Annotated in this window: 15 protein-coding genes; 6 read left to right on the top strand and 9 right to left on the bottom strand. The window is 64.7% G+C overall.

Going from position 1 to position 23,698, the window contains the following annotated elements; genetic code table 11:
- Positions 1-21: 21 nt before the first annotated feature.
- Entirely contained in the window at positions 22-807 is a 786-nt protein-coding gene (locus AC5W54_RS07895) for an IclR family transcriptional regulator domain-containing protein (protein ID WP_495961525.1), read from the bottom strand.
- Positions 808-944: 137 nt separating this feature from the next.
- On the opposite strand from AC5W54_RS07895, the gene AC5W54_RS07890 reads away from it, so the two are divergent.
- The 6 genes from AC5W54_RS07890 (at position 945) to AC5W54_RS07865 (ending at position 7,634) form a co-directional block, all read left to right on the top strand.
- Complete coding sequence (locus tag AC5W54_RS07890) at positions 945-2,282, top strand: class-II fumarase/aspartase family protein (protein WP_495961524.1); 1,338 nt, start codon at positions 945-947, stop codon at positions 2,280-2,282.
- A 188-nt stretch (positions 2,283-2,470) separates the two neighbouring features.
- Complete coding sequence (locus tag AC5W54_RS07885; RefSeq protein WP_495961523.1) at positions 2,471-3,316, top strand: CoA transferase subunit A; 846 nt, start codon at positions 2,471-2,473, stop codon at positions 3,314-3,316.
- Positions 3,316-4,089: a CoA-transferase subunit beta gene (locus AC5W54_RS07880; protein WP_495961522.1), complete on the top strand. Its 774-nt coding sequence runs from the start codon at positions 3,316-3,318 to the stop codon at positions 4,087-4,089. The genes AC5W54_RS07885 and AC5W54_RS07880 overlap by 1 nt, the downstream gene beginning before the upstream one ends.
- Positions 4,090-4,102: 13 nt before the next feature.
- Positions 4,103-5,305 carry a 3-oxoadipyl-CoA thiolase gene (pcaF, locus tag AC5W54_RS07875; RefSeq protein WP_495961521.1) on the top strand — a complete coding sequence of 401 codons (1,203 nt, stop codon included), beginning with the start codon at positions 4,103-4,105 and terminating at the stop codon, positions 5,303-5,305.
- Between the two features lie 215 nt (positions 5,306-5,520).
- Entirely contained in the window at positions 5,521-6,351 is an 831-nt protein-coding gene (locus AC5W54_RS07870) for a 3-oxoadipate:acetyl-CoA acetyltransferase (protein ID WP_495961520.1), read from the top strand.
- A 104-nt stretch (positions 6,352-6,455) separates the two neighbouring features.
- A complete protein-coding gene (locus tag AC5W54_RS07865; RefSeq protein WP_495961519.1) occupies positions 6,456-7,634 on the top strand; it encodes an alpha/beta fold hydrolase in 1,179 nt (392 codons plus the stop codon).
- A 55-nt stretch (positions 7,635-7,689) separates the two neighbouring features.
- Here the strand turns inward: AC5W54_RS07865 and AC5W54_RS07860 are convergent, their stop codons facing one another.
- The 8 genes from AC5W54_RS07860 to AC5W54_RS07825 all read right to left on the bottom strand — a co-directional run bounded on the left by AC5W54_RS07860 (position 7,690) and on the right by AC5W54_RS07825 (position 23,624).
- Complete coding sequence (locus tag AC5W54_RS07860; protein WP_495961518.1) at positions 7,690-9,849, bottom strand: UvrD-helicase domain-containing protein; 2,160 nt, start codon at positions 9,847-9,849, stop codon at positions 7,690-7,692.
- Positions 9,846-16,394 (bottom strand): DEAD/DEAH box helicase, encoded by a 6,549-nt coding sequence (locus tag AC5W54_RS07855; protein WP_495961517.1) that lies wholly within the window; start codon positions 16,392-16,394, stop codon positions 9,846-9,848. The genes AC5W54_RS07860 and AC5W54_RS07855 overlap by 4 nt, the downstream gene beginning before the upstream one ends.
- A gap of 228 nt (positions 16,395-16,622) precedes the next feature.
- Positions 16,623-17,741: an HNH endonuclease gene (locus AC5W54_RS07850; RefSeq protein ID WP_495961516.1), complete on the bottom strand. Its 1,119-nt coding sequence runs from the start codon at positions 17,739-17,741 to the stop codon at positions 16,623-16,625.
- A complete protein-coding gene (locus AC5W54_RS07845; RefSeq protein WP_495961515.1) occupies positions 17,741-18,460 on the bottom strand; it encodes an OmpA/MotB family protein in 720 nt (239 codons plus the stop codon). The genes AC5W54_RS07850 and AC5W54_RS07845 overlap by 1 nt, the downstream gene beginning before the upstream one ends.
- Entirely contained in the window at positions 18,460-20,322 is a 1,863-nt protein-coding gene (locus AC5W54_RS07840) for a hypothetical protein (protein ID WP_495961514.1), read from the bottom strand. The genes AC5W54_RS07845 and AC5W54_RS07840 overlap by 1 nt, the downstream gene beginning before the upstream one ends.
- 55 nt (positions 20,323-20,377) lie before the next feature.
- The gene (locus AC5W54_RS07835; RefSeq protein ID WP_495961513.1) at positions 20,378-22,615 is read right to left on the bottom strand and encodes a GmrSD restriction endonuclease domain-containing protein; all 2,238 of its coding nucleotides are present in this window, start codon (positions 22,613-22,615) and stop codon (positions 20,378-20,380) included.
- 25 nt (positions 22,616-22,640) lie between these two features.
- Positions 22,641-23,234: a hypothetical protein gene (locus AC5W54_RS07830; RefSeq protein ID WP_495961512.1), complete on the bottom strand. Its 594-nt coding sequence runs from the start codon at positions 23,232-23,234 to the stop codon at positions 22,641-22,643.
- 99 nt (positions 23,235-23,333) lie between these two features.
- Entirely contained in the window at positions 23,334-23,624 is a 291-nt protein-coding gene (locus AC5W54_RS07825; RefSeq protein ID WP_495961511.1) for a hypothetical protein, read from the bottom strand.
- Positions 23,625-23,698: the final 74 nt, after the last annotated feature.

Here is a 23,698-nt window from a genome sequence, read left to right as displayed (position 1 = left end):
GGAAAAATACACCCGTGCCACTCAACTGACATGGGCGCGGAGCTGCCGGGCCTTCTCCTGCAGCAGTGGCAGGTACTGCCGCATCAGGGTGTCGAAGTCGACGCGCGCCGCATTGGTGCTGATGTTGATGGCGCCGAGCAACTTGCCGTTGGCGTCGAAGGCGGGAACGGCCAGGGAGCGCAGCCCGGAGTCGAGCTCCTGGTCGGCGATGGCGTAGCCTTGCTGCCGTACCTTGAGGATACACTTCTTCAGCTCGGCCTTGTCGGTCACGGTCTTGTCGGTGTACCGCTCCAGCACCACCCGCGCCAGGTAGGCGTCGAGCTCGGCGTCGGGCAACTGGGCCAGCAGCACCCGGCCCATGGAGGTGTGGGCGGCGGGCAGGCGGGTGCCCACGGACAGGGTGATAGCCATCAGCCGGTGGCGCGAGGAGGAGCGGGCGACGTAGGTGACGTCGTCGCCGTCCAGCACCCCCAGCGACGAGGACTCGCCGCTCTCGGCGGTGATCTCCTCCAGCACCTGCTGGATCACCGAGCGATAGTTGTTGGCCGACAGGAAGGCGTAGCCGAGCTGGAGTACCTTGGGCGCCAGCTCGAACGAGCGCCCCTGCTTGCGAACGTAGCCGAGCGCATGCAGGGTCAACAGGAAACGCCGGGCCCGGGCGCGGTTCATGCCGGTGCGGCTGGCCACCTCGCTCAGCGTCATGCGCGGGTGGGCCTCGTCGAAGGCCAGGATCACCTCGAGACCGCTGGCCAGGGCGGTGACGAAGTCGCGATCGTCGGGGCTGAGAACCTCTTCCTGTGCTGCCATGTCCATCCCATCTCGTCCTTGCTCGAGTTGCTCGTGATCTGGCCTACAATCTAGCATAGTGTTCGAATCGCGAACACTTGTACGACCATTGGGGGAGGCGTTGCGACCGTCTCCCGTTGCCCCATCAGGAGAGACCCATGCCCGCCGCCCTGCTGCAGCACCCCTTCATGAGCCAATCGGCGCTGGCCGAGTGCAATGCCGAGGCCATGGTCGAGGCCATGCTCGCCTTCGAACTGTCCCTCGCCGAGGTCCAGGAGGCAAGGGGGGCGGTGCCCGAGGGGGCCAGCCGCACCATGCGCGCGACCCTGGAAGCCTACGCCTTCGATTGTGACGCCATCGCCGCCGGTATCGCCAGCGGCGGCAACGCCGCCATTCCCTTCGTCAAGCAGGGGCGGGCCGCCCTGCCGGAGGCATTGAAGCGCTACTGGCACCAGGGCGCCACCAGCCAGGACGTGGTCGATAGTGCCCTGATGCTGCTGCTGGGGCCGCGGCTGGCCTCCCTCGACGCCCTGCTGGTGCGCTGCCGGGCCGCGGCGATCGACCTGATGGCCGCCCATGAGGGTACCGTGATGGTGGGCCGCACCCTGATGCAGCAGGCGCTGCCGATCACCTTCGGCGTCAAGGTCGCCCACTGGGCGCTGGGCCTGGAGCAGGCGCGCCGACGGCTGGCGGCGCTGGCCGAGACCGGCCTGCCGGTGCAGTTCGGCGGCGCCGTGGGGGTGCACTCCGGCTGGGACGACCTGGGGCTCGACTTCATGGACGCGTTGGCCGAACGGCTCGGCTTGGGTCGTCCAGTGCTGCCCTGGCATACCGATCGCCAGCCGATTCACGCCCTGGGCACCGCCCTGGATGCGGTGGCCGGTGCCGCCGAGAAGCTGGCCCTGGATGTCGCCCTGCTGACCCAGACCGAGCTGGGCGAGGTGGCCGAGCCGGCGGCTCCCGGCATGGGCGAGTCCTCGTCGATGCCCCACAAGCGCAACCCGGTGCGCTGTGCGCTGATCCGCGGCGCGGCCCGTCAGGTCCATGGCCACACCACGGTACTGCTCAACGCCGCCGCCCAGCCGCTGGAGCGGGGGCTCGGCGAGTGGCACGCCGAGTGGGCGCCACTGATCGACAGCGCCCTGCTGCTCGAGGGGGCACTGGAGCAGGCGGCGGTGCTGCTCGAGGGGCTGGAGGTGCACCCCGAGGCGATGCGGCGCAACCTGGCGGCGACCGGTGGCGGCATCATGGCCGAGCCGGTGTCGCGGCTGCTGGCGCCGGTGGTCGGCCAGGACGCGGCCAAGCGCATCAGCGCCGAGGCCGCGGAGACGGCCCGCCGCAGTGGCCGCGGCTATGCCGAGGTATTGAACGAGCATGCCGAGGTGCAGGGGCGCCTCGATCCCGCCGCCGTGCACCGCGCCACGGACCCGGCCTTATACCTTGGTAGTAGCAGGGCCCAGGTGAAACGCGCGACCGAGTGGCTCAGCCGATGTTAATCAATTGATTTGACTGATACATCGCTCCGCGATGCATGAAAGGGAAGGCTCAGCCTTCCCTTTTTCGTGGATTTGACGGTAGCGCGCTAAGGGATTAGCTTGTTCGTATCACAAACCTATGTTCACATAGCGAACTACGATGATCGGCTCTACCGGCATCGGCTTGAATCCCCAGGAGGCGAACCAAGATGGCCGAGTTTCTCAGCCTGCATGATGCGGTCGCGCGCTACGTCGAGGACGGCGCCACCGTGGCCATGGAAGGCTTTACCCACCTGATCCCCTTTGCCGCGGGTCACGAGGTGATCCGCCAGGGCAAACGCGACCTGACCCTGATTCGCATGACCCCCGACCTGGTCTACGACCAGTTGATCGGTGCGGGCTGCGCGAAGAAGGTGATCTTCTCCTGGGGCGGCAACCCCGGCGTGGGCTCGCTGCATCGCCTGCGCGATGCCGTGGAGAAGGGCTGGCCGCACCGGGTCGAGATCCTCGAGCACAGCCACGCCGCCATGGCCTGTGCCTTCGAGGCCGGTGCCGCCGGCCTGCCGCTGGCCGTGCTGCGGGGCTATGTGGGCAGCGAGCTGCCCAACGTCAACGACCAGATCAAGTTCATCGAGTGCCCCTTCACCGGCGAGCGCCTGGCGGCGGTGCCCGCGGTGCGTCCGGACGTCTCCATCGTTCACGCCCAGAAGGCCGACCGGAAGGGCAACGTGCTGGTGGAGGGCATCGTCGGCGTGCAGAAGGAAGCGGTGCTGGCGGCGAAGCACAGCATCGTCACCGTCGAGGAGATCGTCGACGACCTGACCGCCGAGCCGGACTATCACCCCAACGCCTGCGTGATCCCCGGCTGGGCGATCAGCGCCGTGGCCGTGGCCGAGAAGGGCTCCTATCCCTCCTACACCCACGGCTACTACCCGCGCGACAACCGCTTCTACAAGGAGTGGGACACCATCGCCCGTGACCGCGACGCCTTCAGCCAATGGCTCGACGAGAACGTCTACCAGCAAGTGACCAACCCGGCAGGAGGAGCATCCTGATGAGCCTCGACTACACCTCCGCGGAGATGATGACCGTGACCGCCGCCCGGGCGCTGGAGAACGGCATGACCTGCTTCGTCGGCATCGGCCTGCCCAGCGAGGCGGCCAACCTGGCGCGCCTGACCCATGCCCCGGACGTGGTGCTGATCTACGAATCCGGCACCCTGCAGACCAAGCCGGACGTGCTGCCGCTCTCCATCGGCGACGGCGAGCTGTGCGAGTCGGCGCTGACCACCGTCTCGGTGCCGGAGATGTTTCGCTACTGGCTGCAGGGCGGCAAGGTCAGCGTCGGCTTCCTGGGCACCGCCCAGATCGACCGCTTCGCCAACCTCAACACCACCCTCATCGGCGACTACCATGACCCCAAGGTGCGCCTGCCGGGCGGCGGCGGTGCCCCCGAGATCGCCACCAATGCCGGTGAGGTGTTCATCACCCTCAAGCACTCCAGGCGCGCCTTCGTCAAGGACGTGGACTTCGTCACCACCCTGGGCTTCGGCCGCGACGGCAAGGGCCGCGACGGCGTGCCCAATATCGGCCGCGGCCCGACCCGGGTGATCACCGACCTGTGCGTGATGAAGCCCGATCCCGAGACCAAGGAACTCACCGTGGTCTCGCTGCACCCGGGGGTGACCCGCGAGGATGTGGTCGAGGCCACCGGCTGGGAGATCCGCTTCGCCGGGCACCTCGAGTCCACCCCGGAGCCCTCGACCCATGAGCTCGAGATCCTGCGCGATTTGAAAGCGCGTACCGATCGCAAGCACGCGGGTGAATGAACCAGGAGTTGTTATGACCGACGTCTACCTTTGTCATCCGCGGCGCACCGCCGTGGGCCGCTTCGGCGGCACCCTGTCCAGCGTGCGCCCCGACGACTTCGCCGCCACCATCTTCAAGGCGGTGCTGGCCGACGCCCCGGATCTCGATCCGGCGGCCATCGAGGAAGTATTCATGGGCTGCGCCAACCAGGCCGGCGAGGACAACCGCAACGTGGCGCGCATGTCGGCGCTGCTCGCCGGCCTGCCCACCTCGGTGCCCGGCACCACCCTGAACCGCCTGTGCGGCTCCGGCATGGACGCGGTGGGCACCGCCTTCCGTGCCATCAAGGCCGGCGAGATGGACCTGGCCCTGGCCGGCGGCGTGGAGTCCATGTCCCGCGCCCCCTTCGTGCTGGGCAAGGCCGAGAGCGCCTTCTCCCGCACCCAGAAGATCGAGGACACCACCATCGGCTGGCGCTTCGTCAACCCGCTGATGAAGAAGGCCTATGGCGTCGACGCCATGCCGGAGACCGCCGAGAACGTGGCCGAGCAGTTCGCGATCTCCCGGGAGGACCAGGACGCCTTCGCCCTGCGCTCCCAGCAGAAGGCCGCCGCCGCGCAGAAGGCGGGCCGCTTCGCCATCGAGATCACCCCGATCGAGATTCCCCGGCGCAAGCAGGCACCGCTGCTCTTCGACCGGGACGAGCACCCGCGCGAGACCACGCTCGAGAAGCTCGCCGGCCTGCCGACGCCGTTCCGCGAGGGCGGCAGCGTCACCGCCGGCAACGCCTCCGGGGTCAACGACGGCGCCGCCGCCATGCTGGTGGCCAGCCAGGCCGCCGTCGACAAGCACGGCCTCACGCCCATGGCCAGGATCCTCGGCATGGCCACCGCCGGCGTCGAGCCGCGCCTCATGGGCTACGGCCCGGTGCCGGCGGTGAACAAGCTGCTCGAGCGCACCGGGGTGTCCCTCGACGAGATCGACGTGATCGAGCTCAACGAGGCCTTCGCCGCCCAGGCGCTCGCCTGTATGCGGGACCTGGGCCTCGAGGACGACGACCCGCGGGTCAACCCCAACGGCGGCGCCATCGCCCTGGGGCATCCGCTGGGCATGTCCGGCGCGCGCCTGCTGATGACCGCCGCCTACGAGCTGCAGAAGAGCGGCAAGCGCTATGCTTTGTGCACCATGTGCGTGGGCGTGGGGCAGGGCATCGCGACCCTGATCGAGCGGGCGTAAGCGCCCGCGGTACCGGCCTCGTGACGCATCCATGACCGCCGAACGAGTCCTTAAGCTTTGTCCGAAAAGTCGTCGAGCGATGGTCAGACAAGGCAAAAATCGGCGAAAAGACGGAGTTTACGCGGTGTAAATGAGCACTTTGAGCCGATTTTTAACGCCGTATGACCAAGCGCAGGCAGTTTTCAGACAAAGCGTAGGCATTACGCGAGGTTCCCATGTCAAATCCCTGCATTATCTGCGTTGCCATCACCGGCAGCCTGCCACGCAAAGAGAACAACCCGGCGGTTCCGATCACCATCGAGGAGCAGATCGAGAGCACCCAGGCGGCCTTCGAGGCCGGGGCGACCATTGCGCACTGCCATGTCCGCAACGAGGATCAGACCCCGACCTCGGATCCCGAGAAGTTTGCCCATTTGCTGGAAGGACTGCGCAAGCACTGCCCGGGCATGATCGTCCAGCTGTCCACCGGCGGCCGCTCTGGTGCCGATCGTGAGCGCGGCGGCATGCTACCGCTGCAGCCCGACATGGCCAGTCTGTCGGTGGGGTCCAACAACTTCCCTACGCGCGTCTACGAGAATTCCCCCGACCTGGTGGACTGGCTCGCCTCCGAGATGCTGACCTATGACATCAAGCCCGAGATCGAGGCCTTTGACCTGTCGCATATCCATCAGGCGGTGAACCTGATGAAGCAGGGCAAGATCAAGGCGCCGCTGTACGTCCAGTTCGTGATGGGCGTGAAGAACGCCATGCCGGTCGACAAGCCGACCTTCGACTTCTACATCGAGACCCTCGAGCGACTGGCGCCGGGTTCCCAGTGGTGCGGGGCCGGTGTCGGCGCCAACCAGTTAGTGCTCAACGAATGGTCGATCGCCGCCGGAGGCCACACTCGCACTGGCCTCGAGGACAATGTCCGCTGGGACAAGGAGCGCTTGGCACCCTCGAATGCCGCCTTGGTCGAGCGGGTGGCGGAGCTTTGCGAGAAATACGAGCGTCCGGTGGCTACCTGGCAACAGGCTCGCGAGATCCTGGGACTCAAGGCGGCTTAACGACTCTCCATCGGGTCCATTTCGGGGGCCACTGACGGACGGTACGGACCGCCGTCGAGGGGGACAACATTGAATTTTGACGTTAGGCGTCAGGAGAGACTTCCATGGCATTTCTGAACATCAACGGCCGCAGCGTGGCCTATCGCCTGCTCGGAGCCGAGGCGCTGCCGCTGGTGGTGCTGGCCCATCCGCTGGGCATGAGCCAGGCGGTGTGGGACGACGTGCTGCCGGCGCTGCTGCCACGCTACCGCGTGCTGACCTGGGACCTGCCCGGCCATGGCGCCAGCCAGGCCTGGGGCGAGGGAGCGATCACCCCGGCCGACCTGGCAAGCGAGGCCCTGGCCCTGGCGGACCACGCCGGCGCCGGCCGCTTCCACTTCGCCGGCACCTCCATCGGCGGCGTGGTGGGCCAGCAACTGCTGGCCGAGCACGCCGAGCGGCTCTACTCCGTCACCCTGACCAACACCGGGGCGGTGATCGGCACCAGCGAGCTCTGGACCACCCGCGCCGGCCGCGTGCGCGACGAGGGCCTGGGAGCGATCAGCGGCGAGATCGTGCCGCGCTGGTTCTCCGCCGGTCGCATCGAGGCCAGTCCGGCGCTCAAGCACGGCTGGATGACCCAGATGGGGCGTGGCGACGACGAGTCCTATGCGCGCCTGTGCGAGATGCTGGGCAGCCACGCCTTTACCGGCAAGCTGACCAGGAAGGGAGTGAAGGTGCAGTTGCTGGGCGGCAGCGAGGACCTGGCAACCCCGCCGGCGACGCTGGAGGCCCTGGCGGCCGAGTGCGACGGCGCGCCGCTCGAGATCCTCGACGCCGTCGGCCATGTGCCCTCCGTGGAGGTGCCGGCCCTGTTCGCCGAGAAGCTGCTGGCGGTGCTGGCGGTGGACCTGGGCGACGTAGGCGACAAGGGCGTGGACTACGCCACCGGCCTGACGACCCGCAAGCAGGTGCTGGGCGAGGAGCACGTGGCCCGCTCCACCGAGAACGCCACCCGCCTGGACGCGCCCTTCCAGCAGATGATCACCCGCCTGGCCTGGGGCGAGCTGTGGAGCAACGACGACCTGACCCGTCGCGAGCGCAGCATGATCACCACCGGCATCCTGGCCGCCCTGGGCCGCGAGGAGCTCGAACTGCACCTCAAGACGGCGAAGCGTATCGGCCTCACCGAGGCGGAGCTGCGCCAGGTGCTGATGCACGTGGCCATCTACGGCGGCGTACCGGCGGCCAACCATGCCTTTACCCTGGCCAAGCAGCTGGGCTGGGGCGGGGAGAAAGACTAACTCGCCGTATCTCACCTAGTCTGGAAGAACTCTAACAGGGAGTGGTACGTGAATGTCACACTCCCAGGAAGGGACTTGGCTCGCCGTGGCTGGAGACATGTAGCCGCTCGATGGCCCGAGTCGCGGCCACATGCAGCAGGGCGCGCTCGTTGAGTTCGCGATGACGCTTTTCCACCGGGTCCTCCGTCCACCCGGTGTGCTTCGCCGGGATCACGCCGTCGTTCACACAGGCGATATGCATCTGGCGGAACTCCAGACCCTTGACCCGGTGCAGGGTGGCCAGGCGCACGCCGGGCTGTTCGGGGGTGTCGGGTGCATTGCGCGAAATGGGGCGGGTGTCTACACCGCGGGTCGCGAGGGCGGCGGCGATCTGGTCCAGCAGCCGCTGGGTACGGGCGGCCACACAGCAGTCGGCGCCGAGGCCTTCCGGGTCCTCGGCATCGTGGTCCGTCAGGTGGGTATTTAGCCTCTCGGCCAAGGCGTCCATCTCGGCGTCGAAATCCGGGTAGTGATATACCTCAGGGGCCTCGCCTTGCAACAGGGAGCGGTAGTCCTGCTGGCCGTCGCTGCCCTCGTCCAGGTCGTCGATGGACTGGCCCTCGAGCAGGGCCACGGCGAAGCGCCGGGTCTGTTCGGTGGTGCGGTAGTTGATACGCAACTTCTTGCCGCGCCCGCGAATGTTGATGCCGCAGCGTGACAGCGCCGCCCGGCGACCGTAGATGCGCTGGTGACCGTCGCCGACGATCAGCAGGTCGTCCTGGCCCTCCGGCACTAGGTGGCGCAGCAGGGTCAGGGTTTCGGCGCCGAAGTCTTGGGCTTCGTCGACGATAATGTGTGCCCAGGGCGCGGTCAGCTCACCGCGCTCCATCATGGCGATGGCCTCGAACACACCGTCCTCGAAGGGGCGCAGGCGGGCGTGGCTGAGCTGGGCACGCATCTCCTCGAAGACCGGCCAGAGGGCGGCGCGTTGGCGGCGGTTGAGGGCCACGCCCCGCCCGGCCCGGGAGGCACGAAAGTAGTCCTGGCGGGTCAGCACATGCTGGGGCAAGATCACTTGCTGCCACTCCTCGCGGTAGAAGGTCTCGGGCAGATCGGGATCGGCGGGCTTCATCTGCATGGCCGAGTCCCATGCCTTCTGGTAACCCTTGTCGTTGGGGTAGACCAGCCTCGGAGCGCCGCGTCGGTTGACCAGGCGCGCCACCAGGCGGTCGATGTTGACCACTTCGATGCGCGCCAGCTCGTCGTCACGGCATAACTGGCGCAGGTGCTGCTCGATATCGATGGCCAGGTTGCGGGTGAAGGTGGTAACCAGCACCCGATGCTGGCTGTCTCTGGCCAGGTCCTCCTGCAGGCGTCGAGACAGCCAACGGGCGCGGTGCATGACCACCACCGTCTTGCCGGTGCCGGCACCACCCAGTACCCGCACCGGGCCGTTCCAGTGGCGTTCCACCAGCTGGCGTTGGCTCGGGTGCAGGAAGACCCGCCAGTGGGCGAGCGGCGCCTGCAGCATGCGCTCCAGCTCCTGCTCTTCCTCCACCACGCGGAAGCGGCGTTGGCTATCGGGCCGGCGCAGCGCGGCGGCGAAGTCCTCGCGGTCCACCTGTGGGACGGCATCAGGTACCCCGTAGGTCTCCAGTACTTCGTCCAGCCGCTCGCCCTGGGCCAGGAAGGTGAGCGCCTCGAAGGCTTCCTCGGGGAGGCGAGACGCCAGCGCTTCCAGTTCGGCCTCGCTGGTCAGCGACTTGACTGGCTCCAGCAGCATCTCCGGCACACCCAGCCGCAGCAGCTCGCGGTCGCGAGCCTGGAACAGCGGTTCGGTTAGTGTGCTGGTCGGTGCCTCTGGAGTCGCCTCCACCCGATCGGCGGGCACCTCCTCGGTGGTGGAGGCGAGAATCTGCAGGCTGCCGGTCTGAGGATGGATATCCACCCGGTGGCGGCTGGCCCAGGCGTAGGCGTCGTCGTGCTTGTCCACCCATAGCAGCACATAGACGTTGCCGCGCTCGGGCTTGAGCACGATGGCGCGGTAGTCGTCGTCCACGCGGATCGAGCGCAGGTTGGGATCGGGCGTGGCCAGGGTCTCGTAGTTGAGCCCCGGCGAGCGAGGGTTCTCGCGGAACTTGGTGACCATGGCCATCACCTTGCCTTGCTTGCGGCGGGGAATACGGGCATAGGCTTCCAGGAACTCCTGGGACAGCGCGACGGTGATCTCGCTCATGGGTCACTCCTTTCATCAATGTTCAGCGACTCTGCCAACAGGTCGATGGCGGCATCATCCAGGGTGGTGACCACTCGCCAGTCGGCCAGCACCTGCTGCCAGCCGGTGGGCAGTTCCTCCTCGATGGCTACCGCCACCCGTAGGCCTTCCCAGGCCAGCTCAAGGGTGATGGAGGCCTCTCCGAAGGCGTCCAGCACGTCCAGGCCCGGAGTGGGCAGCGGCAGGCCGCGCTCGGCCAGGGCAGCGATCCAGTCGGGCGGCAGCAGTGTCAGCTCGTCGTCGATCAACGCCTGCCAGCCGGCGGTAGTGGCCGCTTCCGGTCCAGTGCTCTCGCTGGGTTCCACTGCCAGGGCCGGACACTTCGCCACGGCATCGGTGACCACACCGCTGGCCACGCCGCGCACCGAGCAGAGCGAGAAGCGCGGCAGAAACTGCAGCAGGTTGGTGGCGTGCCAGAAGGCCCGCCAGCGACTCTCGCCCTCCGGGCTAACGGGCAAGTGGCGGTCGTCCAGGCTCAGGTGGAGATGCAGTTCCCGGGTCAGGCGCTTGGCGTCCTGGAGAGCGGTCGCGGAGATGCTCACTGCCACCTCGCTTCCCGCCGGGCCATCCCGCGAGGCCCCGCTGCCCAGGGCATCCAGGGCGCCGCCCAGCAACCGGCCTTCAGCGTTCCCCTCGGGCAGCAGCGCGCGGCGGATTCCCGGCGGGGCATTCTCGGCCAGCTCCAGGTCCAGGGCATGGCGCAGGGCCGGGTCCTTAAGGGTGCGTGGGTTCAGCCAGTGAAAGGCCTGGCCCAACGCCGCCTCGGCCAGTCGCCGAGCCGTGTCGGCGGGGTCGCGCAGGTAGGCCAGCAGCCAGGCCAGCGAACTCTCGTTCAACGCCTTCGCGCCGTCATGTCGGCTGGCCAAGCCCAGCCTGTCGGCCAGCTGAGCATAGAGCTGCCCGAGATGGCTATCGGGCTGGCGCTGCCACAGCGGAATCTCCGGTGCCGCCCCGTCCAGATCGCGCCAGCCCAGGGTCCAGACCTGGAAGCGGTGGGAGGCCAGCACCGCCTGGCGCTTGGCGGTGTCATCGTCCAGCCGGTCGTGGTGGAACTGGAAGCCGTCCAGGTAGAGCGCCAGGGGGCGCGCGCCGCGGTTGGCCTCGCCGCCGGGCCAGAGCACGAAGTCGGGACGGGTAGGCAATGCCACATCGTCACCCGGGCCCAGGTTGCGCTGGGGCTCGATGCGCCAGCTGGTCAGCTGCGGGCTACCATCGGCCTCGCGACCGGTCTCCAGGGTGAGTCGCCAGCCCGGGTTGCCCTCGACCAGTTCCGGTACCAGACGGATACCGGCATCCAGGTTGGGCAGCAGGTCGATGAAGCGCTGCTCCAGCTCGCTCTCCACCAGGGCATTGAGGTCGACCTCTTCCAGGCCGTCGATGGCGACGAGGGCCCCGCGACGACTCAGGATCCGGTCCAGCAGCTCCAGGGCCAGTCGCCGCGAGATCTTGGCCATGTGCCGGCTCTCACGGTAGGCCAGCAGGCAGCGGTAGCAGCCATCCAGCGTCGGGTCCTGCTGGCAGCTGCAAGCCGCCAGTTGGTGGCGGGCGGTGTCGAGCATCGCCAGCAGCGTCTCCGGCGACTGCATCAGCTCCTTCAGGTAGCCGGTACCACCGGGCACACTGTCGTGCAACACCAGGTAGTGGCGCGCGGGGCCACCGGCCTGGCCCGGCGTCTGCTGCTCGGTGATGCGCAGGTGGTCCACGTTGCCATGGAAGTGGGCCTTGAGCCCCAGGTGCAGAGCGGCGATCAGCGAGTGGCGGGCGGTATCGGAGATCGCTACATCGGAGAGCGGCAGCAGCAGGCGCAGCGCCTCTGATGACAGCTCGCGGTAAAGGAACAGGCTGTCGATGAAGTCGCCCTCCTGCTCGACGGCACCGGGCCGGGTCAGTTGGCAGAAACGCTGGTGGCGCTCCTGGGCCTTCATGCCGGGCCGCTGCACCTTGCCGCAGTGCTTGCACACCCGGAAGCCGCTGCGTGGTCGCTCCTCGCCGGCCACCGCCAGCGAGGGCGCCTGGTCGTCGTGACGACCGAAGTTGATCTCCAGGAAGCGCGCCTTCGGGACATACTCGAAGCCGAAGGGGCATTGAGGATCGTCGATGCGGTAGGCGAAGCGGGCGCTGCCCGGGGCGATGTCGGTGAGCAGCTGGCGGGTGTAGAAGGAGGGCTCGCGATGCTCGCTGTCATCACCGATGCGACTGTCGCGGTCGCGCACGTTGGCGGTCACTTCACGCAGCCGCAGTAGCTGGCGTTTCTGGGCACCGTCGCCCCACTGGGGGCTGCCGCAGCGCGGGCAGGCGCCGTGGATATCGCCCTTTGCCAGGTTCTCGCTGTAGTGGCAATGGTTGCACAGCCGCCACGCCTCGACGTCGCTCAGCCGCAGATTGACCTGGTCGATCTTCAGCGCCCGTCCCACGGCGTAGAAGGTGTTCTCGGGGGCCAGTTCCACCAGAGCACTCTGGGCGGGGCGCTGGAAGTCATAGCTCACCACCTCGTAGGGACGCGACTTCTCTTCGCCCGCAGCCTCGCGCTGGGCACGGCTCACCGAGCGGATCACCACACCATTGAGGGTCACGCCCTCCTCGGGGAAGGCGTAGTTGGGCAGCAGCCCCTCGTCGGTGAAGAAGTTGAGCGTGTGCTGGGCATCGAGCCGCCGGGCCAGGTCCATCAGGGCGCGACGCTCGGTATCGATGGCGTCCATGGCCTCTTCGTTGGCCTCGTCATGGGGCTGCTTGCGACGGCGCTCCAGCTGGTTCTTGTAGTCGCGGATGGTATCCCGCCAACTCTGGCGCTGCTTGGCCTTGTGCCGTAGCCGGTTGACGATGCGGTGCTCCAGGCTGCTCGGGTCGGCCTCGCCGCCAATCAGGTAGGCGTGCAGGTGCCCACGCGCCTCGCTGTCCAGTGAGGGGAAGAGGGCACAGAAGCCCTCGAACAGCGTCTGGCGGTGTTCGCGCACATAGGCCAGCAACGGATAAGGAAAGCCCTGCTGGTCGTCGCGGGTAATATTGTCCAGAACCGACGAGAGCCTTCCCGGCAGCATCTGTTCGTCCAGGGTCCCGTCGCGGGCCGCCTCGGCCACCCAGTGGTCGAAGGCGTAGGCCAGCAGCTGGCGCTCCAGCACGGCGGTGGCCTGCAGGAAGACGCCTGGCGGCTGCACGCTGCCGGCCATCATCTCGAGTGGCTCGGCGTAGAAGTAGAGGTCGTGGGGCGCGGCGTTGGCGATGGTGACGTTCAGGGCATTGCCGTCGCGACGCCCGGCGCGGCCGATGCGCTGCAGATAGTTGGCCTGGGCCGGTGGCGTGGAGCACAGCAGCACCGAGGAGAGGTCGCCGATGTCGATGCCCATCTCCAGTGTCGGCGTGGCCGAGAGCAGGTTGATGTCCCAGGGCCGGTCGCCCTCGATGAAGGAGCGCTCCACCCGGGCGCGGGTGTCGGCGTCCAGCAGGCCGGTGTGTTCATGACTGACCAGCCGGGTGGGCGGCGTGGGCGAGGGTGTCAGTTCCCAGCGGAAGGGCGCGGCCGTCTCGAGCCGGCCGCGACACTGGGGCTGCAGGCACGCCAGCCCCTGCCAGCGCATCAGCTGGTCCGGCGGGGCCTGATGGCGCTGGCCGCAGGCCGAGCAGCGCAGTGGCAGCGGCTGGGTCACCGCGCGCCAGTGGGGGCGGGTCAGCACCCACACCTCGCGACCGCGCAGCTGGACCACGGCACGCACCAGCCCCTCGCGTTCCAGGGCGCGCAGCGCCAGGCGATAGGCCTGGCCGAGATCGCTGGCCAGCACCTGATCGGCTTCCAGTTGCTTGAGGAACCAGCCGGCATACCAGTTGCCTCCTCCCCCGGTCTGCCGCGCGCCGGTGATGCTGTCGAAGTTGCGTGACACCGGCTCCAGGGTCAGGAAGGCCGGCGGGGCGGCGCGTGGTCCGTAGTTGGGCAGGAACAGGCTACGGCGGAAGAACCAGGTCTCGCCGCCGTCGCGGGCATAGCCCTCCACCTCGGGATGGTCGAAGGCCCCTCGGGTGCGCAGGCGATGCAGCACGCCGAGCAGGAAGCGGGCGGCCTGCTCCGGTGTCACCTCACCGATGCCGGGCAGTTCCTGGATCCAGTCGCCCGCCAGGCGCTCGGCGGCGGCCTCGAGCAGGGTCGTATCCACCGCCAGGGTCACCCGCCCCTGACGCTCCAGGGTACGGCCGATCTGGCTGCGCAGGCCCAGCTCGCTATGCACCTCCCAGTCCAGCCGCTTGGTGACCAGTTCGGGGAGGTCGCTGCCTGCCGGCAGGCTGCCCTGCTGCTGCAGGCTGTCGGCATCCTTCAGCCAGGCCATGTTGGGGGCCAGCCAGCGACCCACGAAGTCGGCGTCACTGCCGGCCTGTCGACGCATGGCCGAGGCGAAGGCGCTGCCCAGACGATCCAGCGACAGCGCCTGCCCCTGGCCGGTCAGCCAGCCGTCCAGCGCCTGGCGCAGGGCCTGGCGCCAAGTGCGGGCCTCGAAGAAGCCGGCGCGGTGGGCGGCGTCCTGCACGCTGTCGGAGAAGGCGATGGCCTTGTGGTCATCGTTATAGGGCGACTGGTAGAGGCGCGCCAGCAGGGTGCTGGAGAGCGAGGCGGCGCGGAAGCCGAGGATCGACAGCCCGCCGCGGGAGCGGCACCAGGGGCAGTGGTCGGTGGCCGTGACTAGCCGTTCGCGGCGCCGCTCCTGCAGCGCCGGCTGCCAGACGCGCAGCTGTCCCTGAGCGCCGCAGGCCGGGCACGGGCCGCTGGCATCGCCATGGGTCAGGGCCGCGCAGGTGGGGCATAGCTGCTTGACTTGGCCGACGCGATCCCCGGGCGGTGCCTGGTCTCCCAGGGGATAGAGCAGGCAGACGTCCGCCGACTGCTGGAAGTAGCCGCGATAGAAGGCGGCGAGGTCGCGTGAGACATGGCGCGCATCCTCGGCCTTCAGCGTGCCCCAAGCCGCGGCGTGGCAGTCGCGGCAGTGAATCAGCGGCAGCCGCAGCGGCGCTTCCTCGTCGACGGCCTGGCCGGGACGCGGGCGCCCCTGGGGATCGTCGTCGGCGTGCACCAGTTCGGGGGTACCGTCGACGCTGGCCACCATGCGCGATAGCTCCCGCAGCCATAGCTGCAGGCGCACGGTGAGTAGTGGCGCCAGTAGCAGTTCGCCGTCGTCGCGGGGGATCGCCTCGCGGGCCGCCGAAATAAGCGCCAGCAGGCTGTGCAGCAGCACCTCCGGCTCGCCGGCCCATTGGCGCTCGCGCTTCCAGCGTTCCAGCAGCGCCTCCAGGTCGGTGACCCCTTCGCTGTCCCGCAGCAGGCGGTGGAAGGCGTCGTGCCGCTTGAGGTCGCGGCCCAAGGCCACCCGCGCCGCCGAGTGCCCGGGATGGCCGGCATCGCCCAGCGCCGTCACCTCGGTGGCCGGGGCGATGCTGCCGTCGACAAACCAGCGTTGGAAGGCGGCGGCCAGGTAAGCCTCGGATCGTTCGAAGCGTTGCGGGTCGAGCTGGCGACGCTCGGCGAGGCTCTCCGGCCAGGCGTGGAAGGCCACCTCGCCGTGCTCGTCCGCGGCGGCGGCCAGATATTCGTCGGCGGAGAGGCGATCCTCCAACACCAGGCTGTCGTCATCGAACTCGGTGGCGAAGATCGACGCCGCGTACTCGCGCAGCCGCTGCGAGGCCGAGGCATCGCCGATGGTGGCGGAGGTGCCCACGCAGGCCAGCTCGTCGCTCGCCTGCAGTCGCTCTCGCAGCCGTCGGATCAGGCAGGCCAGGTCGGTGCCCTGGGCGCCGTCGAAGGTGTGCAGCTCGTCCACCACCAGGTAGCGCAGGGTGCCGGGCGCGTTGTAGCGCCACAGCGGCTGATCCTTGGGCCGCATCAGCAGGAAGTCGAGCATCTTGTAGTTGGTGAGCAGGATGTCCGGCGGATGCTCGCGCAGGGTCTGCTTGTCGGTGATCACCCCGTCCGGCGACATCGTCTTAGCCGGTGCTTCGGGGTGGTCGCCGGTGAACAGCCCCACCGTGAGTTTCGTCCCGAGCCCGTTGACCAGCCGGGCCACCCGGCGAGCCTGGTCGCTGGCCAGGGCGTTCATAGGGTAGATGATCAGCGCCTTGATGCCGCGCTTCTCGGTCATCGCCGGGTCGGCACGCCGGCTGGCGCAGTGGTCGAGGATCGGCAACAGGAAGCACTCGGTCTTGCCCGAGCCGGTGCCGGTGGCCACCAGGGTGGAGTGCTTCACCTCCCCGCACAGGCGCTGGAAAGCCTGCTGCTGGTGGCGATAGGGCGGAAAGCCCGGGTCCACATAGCGGAAGGGCGGGGCACGCTCGTCGCGGCGGAAAGGCAGGCCCAGCGACAGGTAGGGCCCCTTGAGCAGCTTGCCCGGCGTGGTCAGGAAGCGGTCGATCAGCGCCGTCTCACCCTGGGTGTCGCCGCCGCGGAAGTGCGGCGTGGAGATCGGGAAGGCCGCTCGCAGGTAGTCGTGCAGACTCAGTTGCAGTTCATGGGCGACGATACTCGGCAGCATGCGGGCTCCTTGGGCATTCCCTCGCGCAGGCGCTGGGTAGTAACTCAAGTTAACAGAAACGCCCTGGTACGCCGAGCCCATGGCGGCTCTTCCGCACCTGGCACCGCAGTGCTCGGCACGCGTGCCGCTGCCGCAGGGCATCAGTAGCATCGAGCAACTGATGCAGGCGCGCTGCAGGCCGAGATCGACAGGAATCGCAAGGGGTTAAGGATACGAACAGGGATAGTCCTACAATCGCGTCACGAAGGTCGTGAAGTTGTCGAGTGCCTCATGCACGCTGAATACCTTCCAGCCGAGGCGCTCGGCATGCATCCTGTCCCTTTCATTGATGGCGATCCCCAGACGTTGCCGTGGCCACGCCAGCTCGAGCATGCCCTTTACTTCCTCCCTGTCATCCTGCAGATCGAGGCCGACTTCAGGTACCTGTAGGCGTCCGCTTCGGCAGCGCTCGATGAACCCCCGGAGCCCAGAGTCGGCCAGATCGATGACCTCCTGCCAGTTGTCGGGCTGCTGAAACAGTTGCTCATGCCGGAGGCGGGAGATCGTCTGCCTGTCGGCATGCGAGACATACATGCTCTCATGGAAGGCCTCCTTGCTGTGGCAGTCGGCACAAAGTGCCCTGAGATTGGCCTTCCTGTTGTCGCTCTTCACGCCGTTGATATGATGTACATGTAGTAGTCTTGGGTGGTCCGAGAGGCGGACACCACACTTCTCGCAGGCGTATTCCTTCTCCTGGCGAAAGGCACGTGAGATCTCCGGCCAGTCCGCCGCATAGCCGTCTCCTTCCCCCATCTTCCGTTGAGGTAGGTAGGTAAAGAAGGAGCTGTAGGTCTGGAAGAACTCATCCAGGTCGAAGTTCTTGAAGGCCGAATAGTTGCCTGGCTTGCTGTAGCCCTTGTAGTTGAGGTAGGTCAGGCAATTCTTGCAGATACGCAGTCTGGAGTTCCCCTCTACGGGTTGACGTGTCATGTAGTCATAGCCAGTGATATGGAATTTGCCGGATATGTCGTTGGTAATGACATAGCGCTCGAAGCGACCTTCATTCCGCATCTTGTGTATTGTTCGGCACTCGGCAACGTGGTACTTCTTTCCCGCATCCGGGTCCAACAGGGCCTCTTGGGCTTTTGATCCATGATCCTGGATATAGAGGAGGACCTGCCGGCCACGATAGGAAAGCAGCCCATCGGTGCTCTCCAGCTCGTTGATATCCTCCAATTCGATGCCCTCTGCACCGAGCTTGTCTTCCCAGGGTTCGCGATAGGTATCGAGGACAAAATCGTCCTCGATGGGGGCTCCCATCTTTCTGGCCACAGCAAACAAGGCGGAGAAGTCAACAGTGAGTTTCATCAGTTGCCATCCAGTATCTGGCGAATCTGCGTCTCGGCATTGGTAATGACGCGAAAGCTGACCCGACGAGACTGGTTCGGGTCCTCACGGCCTTCATGATCAAGCACGACACGCGAAGAGGAAAAGCCGACGGCGGCGATATTGGCCTTGATCCACTCTTGGTATTCGGCTAACTCGGGAAGCTCATAGAGGTAACCCAAAACTGATCGAGTTCTACCTTGTGAGAGCTCCATATTGTTGAAGTAGGCTTCCTGGTCAGTCGAGCCTGGCGCCCAACGGCTACTGGTATGCCCCTCGATCCTCACCTCATTGATGGAGTCGGAAAAATCCAGGAGGATTTCAAGGTACCGCGGGAAGAAGTCATCGAGAATCTGCCGGAATCGTGGCCGCAGCGCCTCGGAGCCAGAGTCAAAGAGAACCTCTGGGGACTGGAAGGTAAAGGCCAGGGTGTCATCATCGACAGAGGCTTGCCATGTTTCAAGGTCATCCTCGAACTCTTCCATCAAGGCGTCATAGATGGCGACCTGATTCTCCTGGTAGGCCACAGCAACCTCCTTGATGCGATCACGCTCGAGCAGAGCATGGCGCATCAAGGCAATGGAGATGAACAGGAAGACCATCATTAGCCCGGCCATCAAGTCTGATACGGATAGCCAGTGATGTTCATCACCACTTCCCCCTGAGTGTCCCTTGCCAAAAAGAGATCTCAACTGGCTCATCAGTATTGTCCGCTATTGGCTGTCTGGACGACTTGCTGCATCTGCTGAGTCAGCTTCTGGTAGTCGTGGGTGAAGCGACCGGAGATCTGGGTCAGAGCACGTCCCAATTCTGTCATGACGCGATCGAGCTCCTGCTGCATGCTCTCGTCGATGGCCTTGAGCTGGGAGTTGACGCTCTCGCCGGTTCGTTGAACGGCCTGGCGCATGATACCTTCCATCTGCTGGAAGGCTTCGTTCATCTGGCGTGTCTGTATGCTCGTCATCTCCTCGACCGAGTGAGTGAGTCGCTGCTGCATCTGCCCGATGCTATCCTGGACCTGGGACTGCACGGAGCGGATATGCTCCTCGGTCTGTTTTCCGGCATCGGCCAGAGTCTGGCTGAGGGTCTGGCTCTCCTTGGTTAGGGTTTCACCCATGTTGCGGACATGGCTGTTGACGTCCTTGAGGGCATCATCGAGCTGCTCGGCGATCTGCTCAGACTTGCTCGCGACGGTATCGGAAGTCTGGGTCAGGTTTCGGCTCAGGTTGCCAAAGTTCGTATTGATTGACTCAGAACCTTGAATAAGGGACTCGTTGACCTTGGCAGCGCCATCAATGAGGCGATCAGAAGCATCCTTGGCGCTATTGGTCAGGTCTTCACGCAGCTGCTCTATCCCTTCCTGCGTGGTCGACTGGAATTTCTTGAGAAACTCCTGAAGCATCGAGTCATGGGCCTCGATATACTTGTCGGAGTCATCGAGAAGCTTCTTGTAGTGTTCGCTGGCACTCTGCGCGGCCCCACTGACGTCTCGAACGGTGCTGTCGACCTGTTCGCGAATAGTCGGCACGGCCTCGACAGCCGCATCGCGCATTCCTTTGAAGGCCTCGAGGTGGTTGCTGAGCTCGTTGAGCTGGTGTCGCGTGGTCTCCAGTAGGGTCTTCAGGCCCGCCATAGTGTCAGGGATGGCACCGGCTTTCTCGCTGATATGGGCCACGGACTGCTCGGTTTGGGTGATAGCCTGGACTCCTTGGTCATACTGAGCCTTCATGTCCTTCAACTGATGCCGATAGTTCTCCTGCCACTCCACCAGCTTTTGCACGGAGGCATCCAGTGCCTTGAAGTTCTCGCCGAACTGCTCGGTGAGGTTCTTGTTGAAGTCGGCAATCACCTCCTTCAGAGCATTGATGACCGCCTCGGTGGCAGACCGTGACAGCATGTCAGCGAAATCCTTGAGCTGCCTTTCGAGGTCATCGGCGAAGCGATCGAACCGCTCTGACTGCTGTTCCGAGTGTTTATGAAGCTCGACCATCACCTCCAGCTGCTGCTTGCCGGTCTTGTCGAGTAGTCCGAGTTTGTCGGCGATATCACGATTATCCGTACGGAGCAGCTTCAGCTGTGATACCAGGGAGCTGTCCTCGTCGCCGGCGATAGCATGCCTGAGTTTCTCCAGGCTTTCCGACTGGGCTTGCAGGCTGGCGTGGATATCCTCAGGGCCAACTTCATCGGGGCCAATTCCTTCAGCATTGCTTGGGGCCAGTGCGCTCACAGTTGCAGTCAAAACTTTATATATAATGGCAGCAGCCATGCCGAGGAGGCTGGTCATGAAGGCCGTTTCCAGCCCGGCTAACAGCATGGCAATGCTGCTATCGATATCGGTCGGGTCGAAGTGCATTAGCCCGATGACGATGCCGATGAATGTCCCCAGGATACCAAGTGACGTCAGCAGGTTGGGGGCATAGTGAGTGAATCCCTTGGCCTTATCGGCTCTGTAACATATCAGGGCAAGAGCGAAAGCGCCGATGATAAGCCAGAAGAAGAGGAAAGTGACGCCTTCCGCCTCCTGTCCTCTCAGGAACGATTCGAGAGCTGCTGCAGGGTTCATCGTGTCACCTCGATGGAATCAGCTGGTGCTTCGTTGATGTCAGGCATTCCGGCGTTCATGCTGTGCTGGCCTCCTTCAGTTGGTGGGTCAAGAGGGATGGCGCCTTTCGAACTTCCTCCAGGCTGTAGAGGTGCCAGCCGACCAAGGTTTCCGGGGGCGAGCTGGCGCGGCCCTGCTCGGTCCAGATACCAATCTTGTGCTCTGGCCAGGCGAGTTCGAAGAAGCCCACGACCTCTTCGGCGCCGTCCTGGATATCATGGCCAACGACGGGCTCCGGCAAGTCATGGTCGATGATCCATTCCGCGACGGGCACGGCCTCCTTGCTTAGATGCTGAGCCCAGTCCGGGAGCACGGCAAAGGGGTCATCGAGGATATGCTCGGCCACATAGCGCTTGAGCTTGTCGATCTCCTCGAAGACCTGGTAGCCGGCCTTGTTGGCGGCCAGGACCACATTGGACTCCTCGCTCAGCAGCAGTACGGCAGGGCCATCCAGGCCGGGCTGGAAGCCTTCCGGCCAGGCCAGATCGAGAATGGCCTGTGGTTCGCCGGTCTGCTGGTCGGTCAGTTCGTATTCTAGCTCTCCGCCGGGCAGCTTCTGGGACTGAAGCCAGGCCTGAAGTTCGTGCAGCAGCAGCTCCTCTTCCTCGGAGTCGATTCCACCCGGAATATCCTGCTCTGGAGCAGGGGCCGTCAGGGTTTCTGCGCTCTCATCAAAATGATAGAGCTCTTCGAGAAGGGAGTTGGTCGCCTGGGCCAGCAGCTCGCGTCGGGACTTTAGGAAATCTGGATAGCGCTCTATACGCCACAGCGACTCGTCCATCGGCACCCACTGGCTCTGCAGGGCATCGGGATAGTTGCCACGGACCTTCTCGAAGTATTCCACAGGCAGACGGTTGGAGATGCTCAGGTTCGAGCCCTTGGTCAGGAAGCAGAAGTTGGCAAGCGAGTTGATCTGCTTGCGATCATAACCGAACTCGCGCAGCCGATGCTTGGGGAAGATGTGGTGAAGTTCCAGGCTGGAGTTGCTGCCGAGCATATTCTTCTTGAGGGCGATGCCGAGCCCCCAGTCCTTGGCCTCGCCGACCCGGGTGAGCATATAAAGCAAGGAATAGAAGCGGTTGCCGCGGGTATGACCGGAAAAGTGGTCGGCGCGTACCTTCAGGCTGCCGCGCCACAGGTGCAGCTCCTGGATCAGCGCCTGGATGCCGTTGGGCTGGTTGTCGAGCAGGATATCTAGGTCCCGGGAGAGCACACTCTCCGTGGAACCCGAGTAGCGGCCCCAGATCGCCGAGTGGATGTACCAGTAGAGCATGACGTTGAGCGATGTTTCGTCACCGATCTTGCCGCCCTGTTCCTCGATATGGCGAACCAGCACCGGAAAAGCGTAATGGCCAGTCAGCACCTGCTGGTGGTCGAGTCCCAGCCGTGCGCCAATTACGTCGAGCAGGTAGCTGATGTGCTTGATTGCCTTGTTCAGCCCATTGACGAACTGCTGGCCGTCCAGGTCGTGGATGAACACGAACCTGGCTTCGTTGGTGGTCAGCGTCGTGATACAGCGGAGCAGCCAGTCCAGCGAGAAGTGAAAGCCTTGGGTCTTCCAGTCTTCCAGTGCCTGTCGCATGCGCGCGCGGGCATCCGGCTGGGTGGAGCAGATCCTGGCCAGCGCCAAGTCACCCTTGGAGAGCTTGGTGCCGCCGCTGTTGACCTTGTTGAAGATATCCACCACCACATCGAGTGTCTTGTCCTCGCCGGAGATCTGCTCCACGTGCACGTCGATATCCCGCACATCACGGAGACGGCCGAACCGGGTAACGATATGGGGAAGATCATCAATCGTGATCTCACCAGAACCAAGAAGCTCTTTGGTCAGTCCTTCCGAACCTTCACGCATCAGCCGAGTGACACTGATCCACTTTGGATCATTGGCCATGCGGCTGGACATGTAGAACGAGAACTCCTCGGATTCCACGTTGAAGTAGAGATCCGTGAAGGCGCGCTTGTCGCCGTCGAAGAAGGCAGGGGCCTTGCCGCGCACGATGCCATATAGCGAGGTGACGCGCTGCTGACCGTCCAGCAGCAGGTTCACGGTACCGGCATTGAGCTGCTGGTCGCCCCGGTGACCCACGTTGCTTGCATCGGTGGCCCAGGAGAGCAGGCTGCCGACCGGATAGCGCTTGTAGAGCGAGGTCATCAGGCCACGAACCTGGTCTCGGTTCCAGACATAGCCACGCTGGAACTCGGGCAGGGCGGTCTGCCCGTTGTCGATCTGGTCGAGGAGGGTGGAGATTTTCATAATCGTTTCCTGTGCCTAGCCTGATCTATTGTGAAAATTCGATGCTGGAAACCTCGATGGTAGCAGCACCTTCCTGCCATTCACTGGGCACATTCTCGGCAGTAAAGAATTTATTAGCCTCCATTTGCCAGATGTATCCGGGTCTCAATGGCTTGTCATCGCTCATGATGCCGCCGACCACCACTGGGCTGAAGGTCTTCTCATGGATGGTTTGGCCATCTATATTCTGGAAGTAGACTGTAACTCTTACTTTGTCCAGGCTGCGGCCACCGTTATTCTTGATCTTGAATCTCGTTCCGGCTTTGGTGCCGGAGTAGCTTTCGAAATACTTGGCAGAGAAGTCGTAAACCTCGATCTGAGAAAGGTATTCATCAACTTCCCGTCTCCTCTCGTTATCAGAATCAGACGAGTTTCGACCGGCGGTGTTGCCATCCCGATCGGCTCTTACCCCCGATGATGTAGAGGTGTCAGATAAGGGGGCGGAGAACGAGCTCTTGATGCCTTCTCCTATCGATGCGAAAGACTGGCGAATCTCATATTTCAGGTGTTCTCTTCCACCGAAATAGCCTGCACCTAGGCCAATGGCGAGAGCTAGGGTAATAACGATCTTGTTGTTCATGGTGAGCCTCCCCGATAAACGATTCTATCGCTGTGTAGATTTTTCTTTCATTGATAATGTTACCGCTCCCTCCGGGTTGGCGGCGGATACGGCGGCCATTTAGTCATAACGCCTTGAAATAACGCCATTTTCTATCAGCCTGTTGCCGTTGTTGCCGTAAACAATGTAAAGGACCAACAAGGAAAGAGGCGAGAGGAGGTATAGGGGAGATGTGGGATCGGTAGGAAAGATGCTTAGAAGGATGACGGCGATCAGCAGACCGGCACCAATGCCCCACAACTTCTTGAACAAGGCCCTGAGGGGACCAAAGTCAATGTCTGGCCAGGGCCAGCCTTGCTTAACGGCTTCCTGCTTGCCAGTGTGGTGCTTAAAAACTTTGTATACTTTCATCTTTGTTCCCTTGTGTACTATCGTTATGTTTATTCTGCAATCAATTCCTAGTTGTAGGAGTGGAAAGTTATAAT

The organism is Halomonas sp. LMYGS-3, assembly GCF_059509875.1.
Note: the sequence above shows the minus strand (reverse complement) of the source record. Positions and strands in the feature narration are given on the sequence as shown.

Excerpts from the sequence above, each read along its gene's own strand:
- AC5W54_RS07860 (WP_495961518.1), bottom strand. The coding sequence starts at position 9,849 with ATGAGCGAGATCACCGTCGCGCTGTCCCAGGAGTTCCTGGAAGCCTAT.
- AC5W54_RS07840 (WP_495961514.1), bottom strand. The coding sequence starts at position 20,322 with ATGAACCCTGCAGCAGCTCTCGAATCGTTCCTGAGAGGACAGGAGGCG.
- AC5W54_RS07880 (WP_495961522.1), top strand. The coding sequence starts at position 3,316 with ATGAGCCTCGACTACACCTCCGCGGAGATGATGACCGTGACCGCCGCC.
- AC5W54_RS07835 (WP_495961513.1), bottom strand. The coding sequence starts at position 22,615 with ATGAAAATCTCCACCCTCCTCGACCAGATCGACAACGGGCAGACCGCC.
- AC5W54_RS07890 (WP_495961524.1), top strand. The coding sequence starts at position 945 with ATGCCCGCCGCCCTGCTGCAGCACCCCTTCATGAGCCAATCGGCGCTG.
- AC5W54_RS07885 (WP_495961523.1), top strand. The coding sequence starts at position 2,471 with ATGGCCGAGTTTCTCAGCCTGCATGATGCGGTCGCGCGCTACGTCGAG.
- AC5W54_RS07825 (WP_495961511.1), bottom strand. The coding sequence starts at position 23,624 with ATGAAAGTATACAAAGTTTTTAAGCACCACACTGGCAAGCAGGAAGCC.
- AC5W54_RS07845 (WP_495961515.1), bottom strand. The coding sequence starts at position 18,460 with ATGAGCCAGTTGAGATCTCTTTTTGGCAAGGGACACTCAGGGGGAAGT.
- AC5W54_RS07870 (WP_495961520.1), top strand. The coding sequence starts at position 5,521 with ATGTCAAATCCCTGCATTATCTGCGTTGCCATCACCGGCAGCCTGCCA.
- AC5W54_RS07895 (WP_495961525.1), bottom strand. The coding sequence starts at position 807 with ATGGCAGCACAGGAAGAGGTTCTCAGCCCCGACGATCGCGACTTCGTC.
- pcaF (WP_495961521.1), top strand. The coding sequence starts at position 4,103 with ATGACCGACGTCTACCTTTGTCATCCGCGGCGCACCGCCGTGGGCCGC.
- AC5W54_RS07865 (WP_495961519.1), top strand. The coding sequence starts at position 6,456 with ATGGCATTTCTGAACATCAACGGCCGCAGCGTGGCCTATCGCCTGCTC.
- AC5W54_RS07830 (WP_495961512.1), bottom strand. The coding sequence starts at position 23,234 with ATGAACAACAAGATCGTTATTACCCTAGCTCTCGCCATTGGCCTAGGT.
- AC5W54_RS07850 (WP_495961516.1), bottom strand. The coding sequence starts at position 17,741 with ATGAAACTCACTGTTGACTTCTCCGCCTTGTTTGCTGTGGCCAGAAAG.
- AC5W54_RS07855 (WP_495961517.1), bottom strand. The coding sequence starts at position 16,394 with ATGCTGCCGAGTATCGTCGCCCATGAACTGCAACTGAGTCTGCACGAC.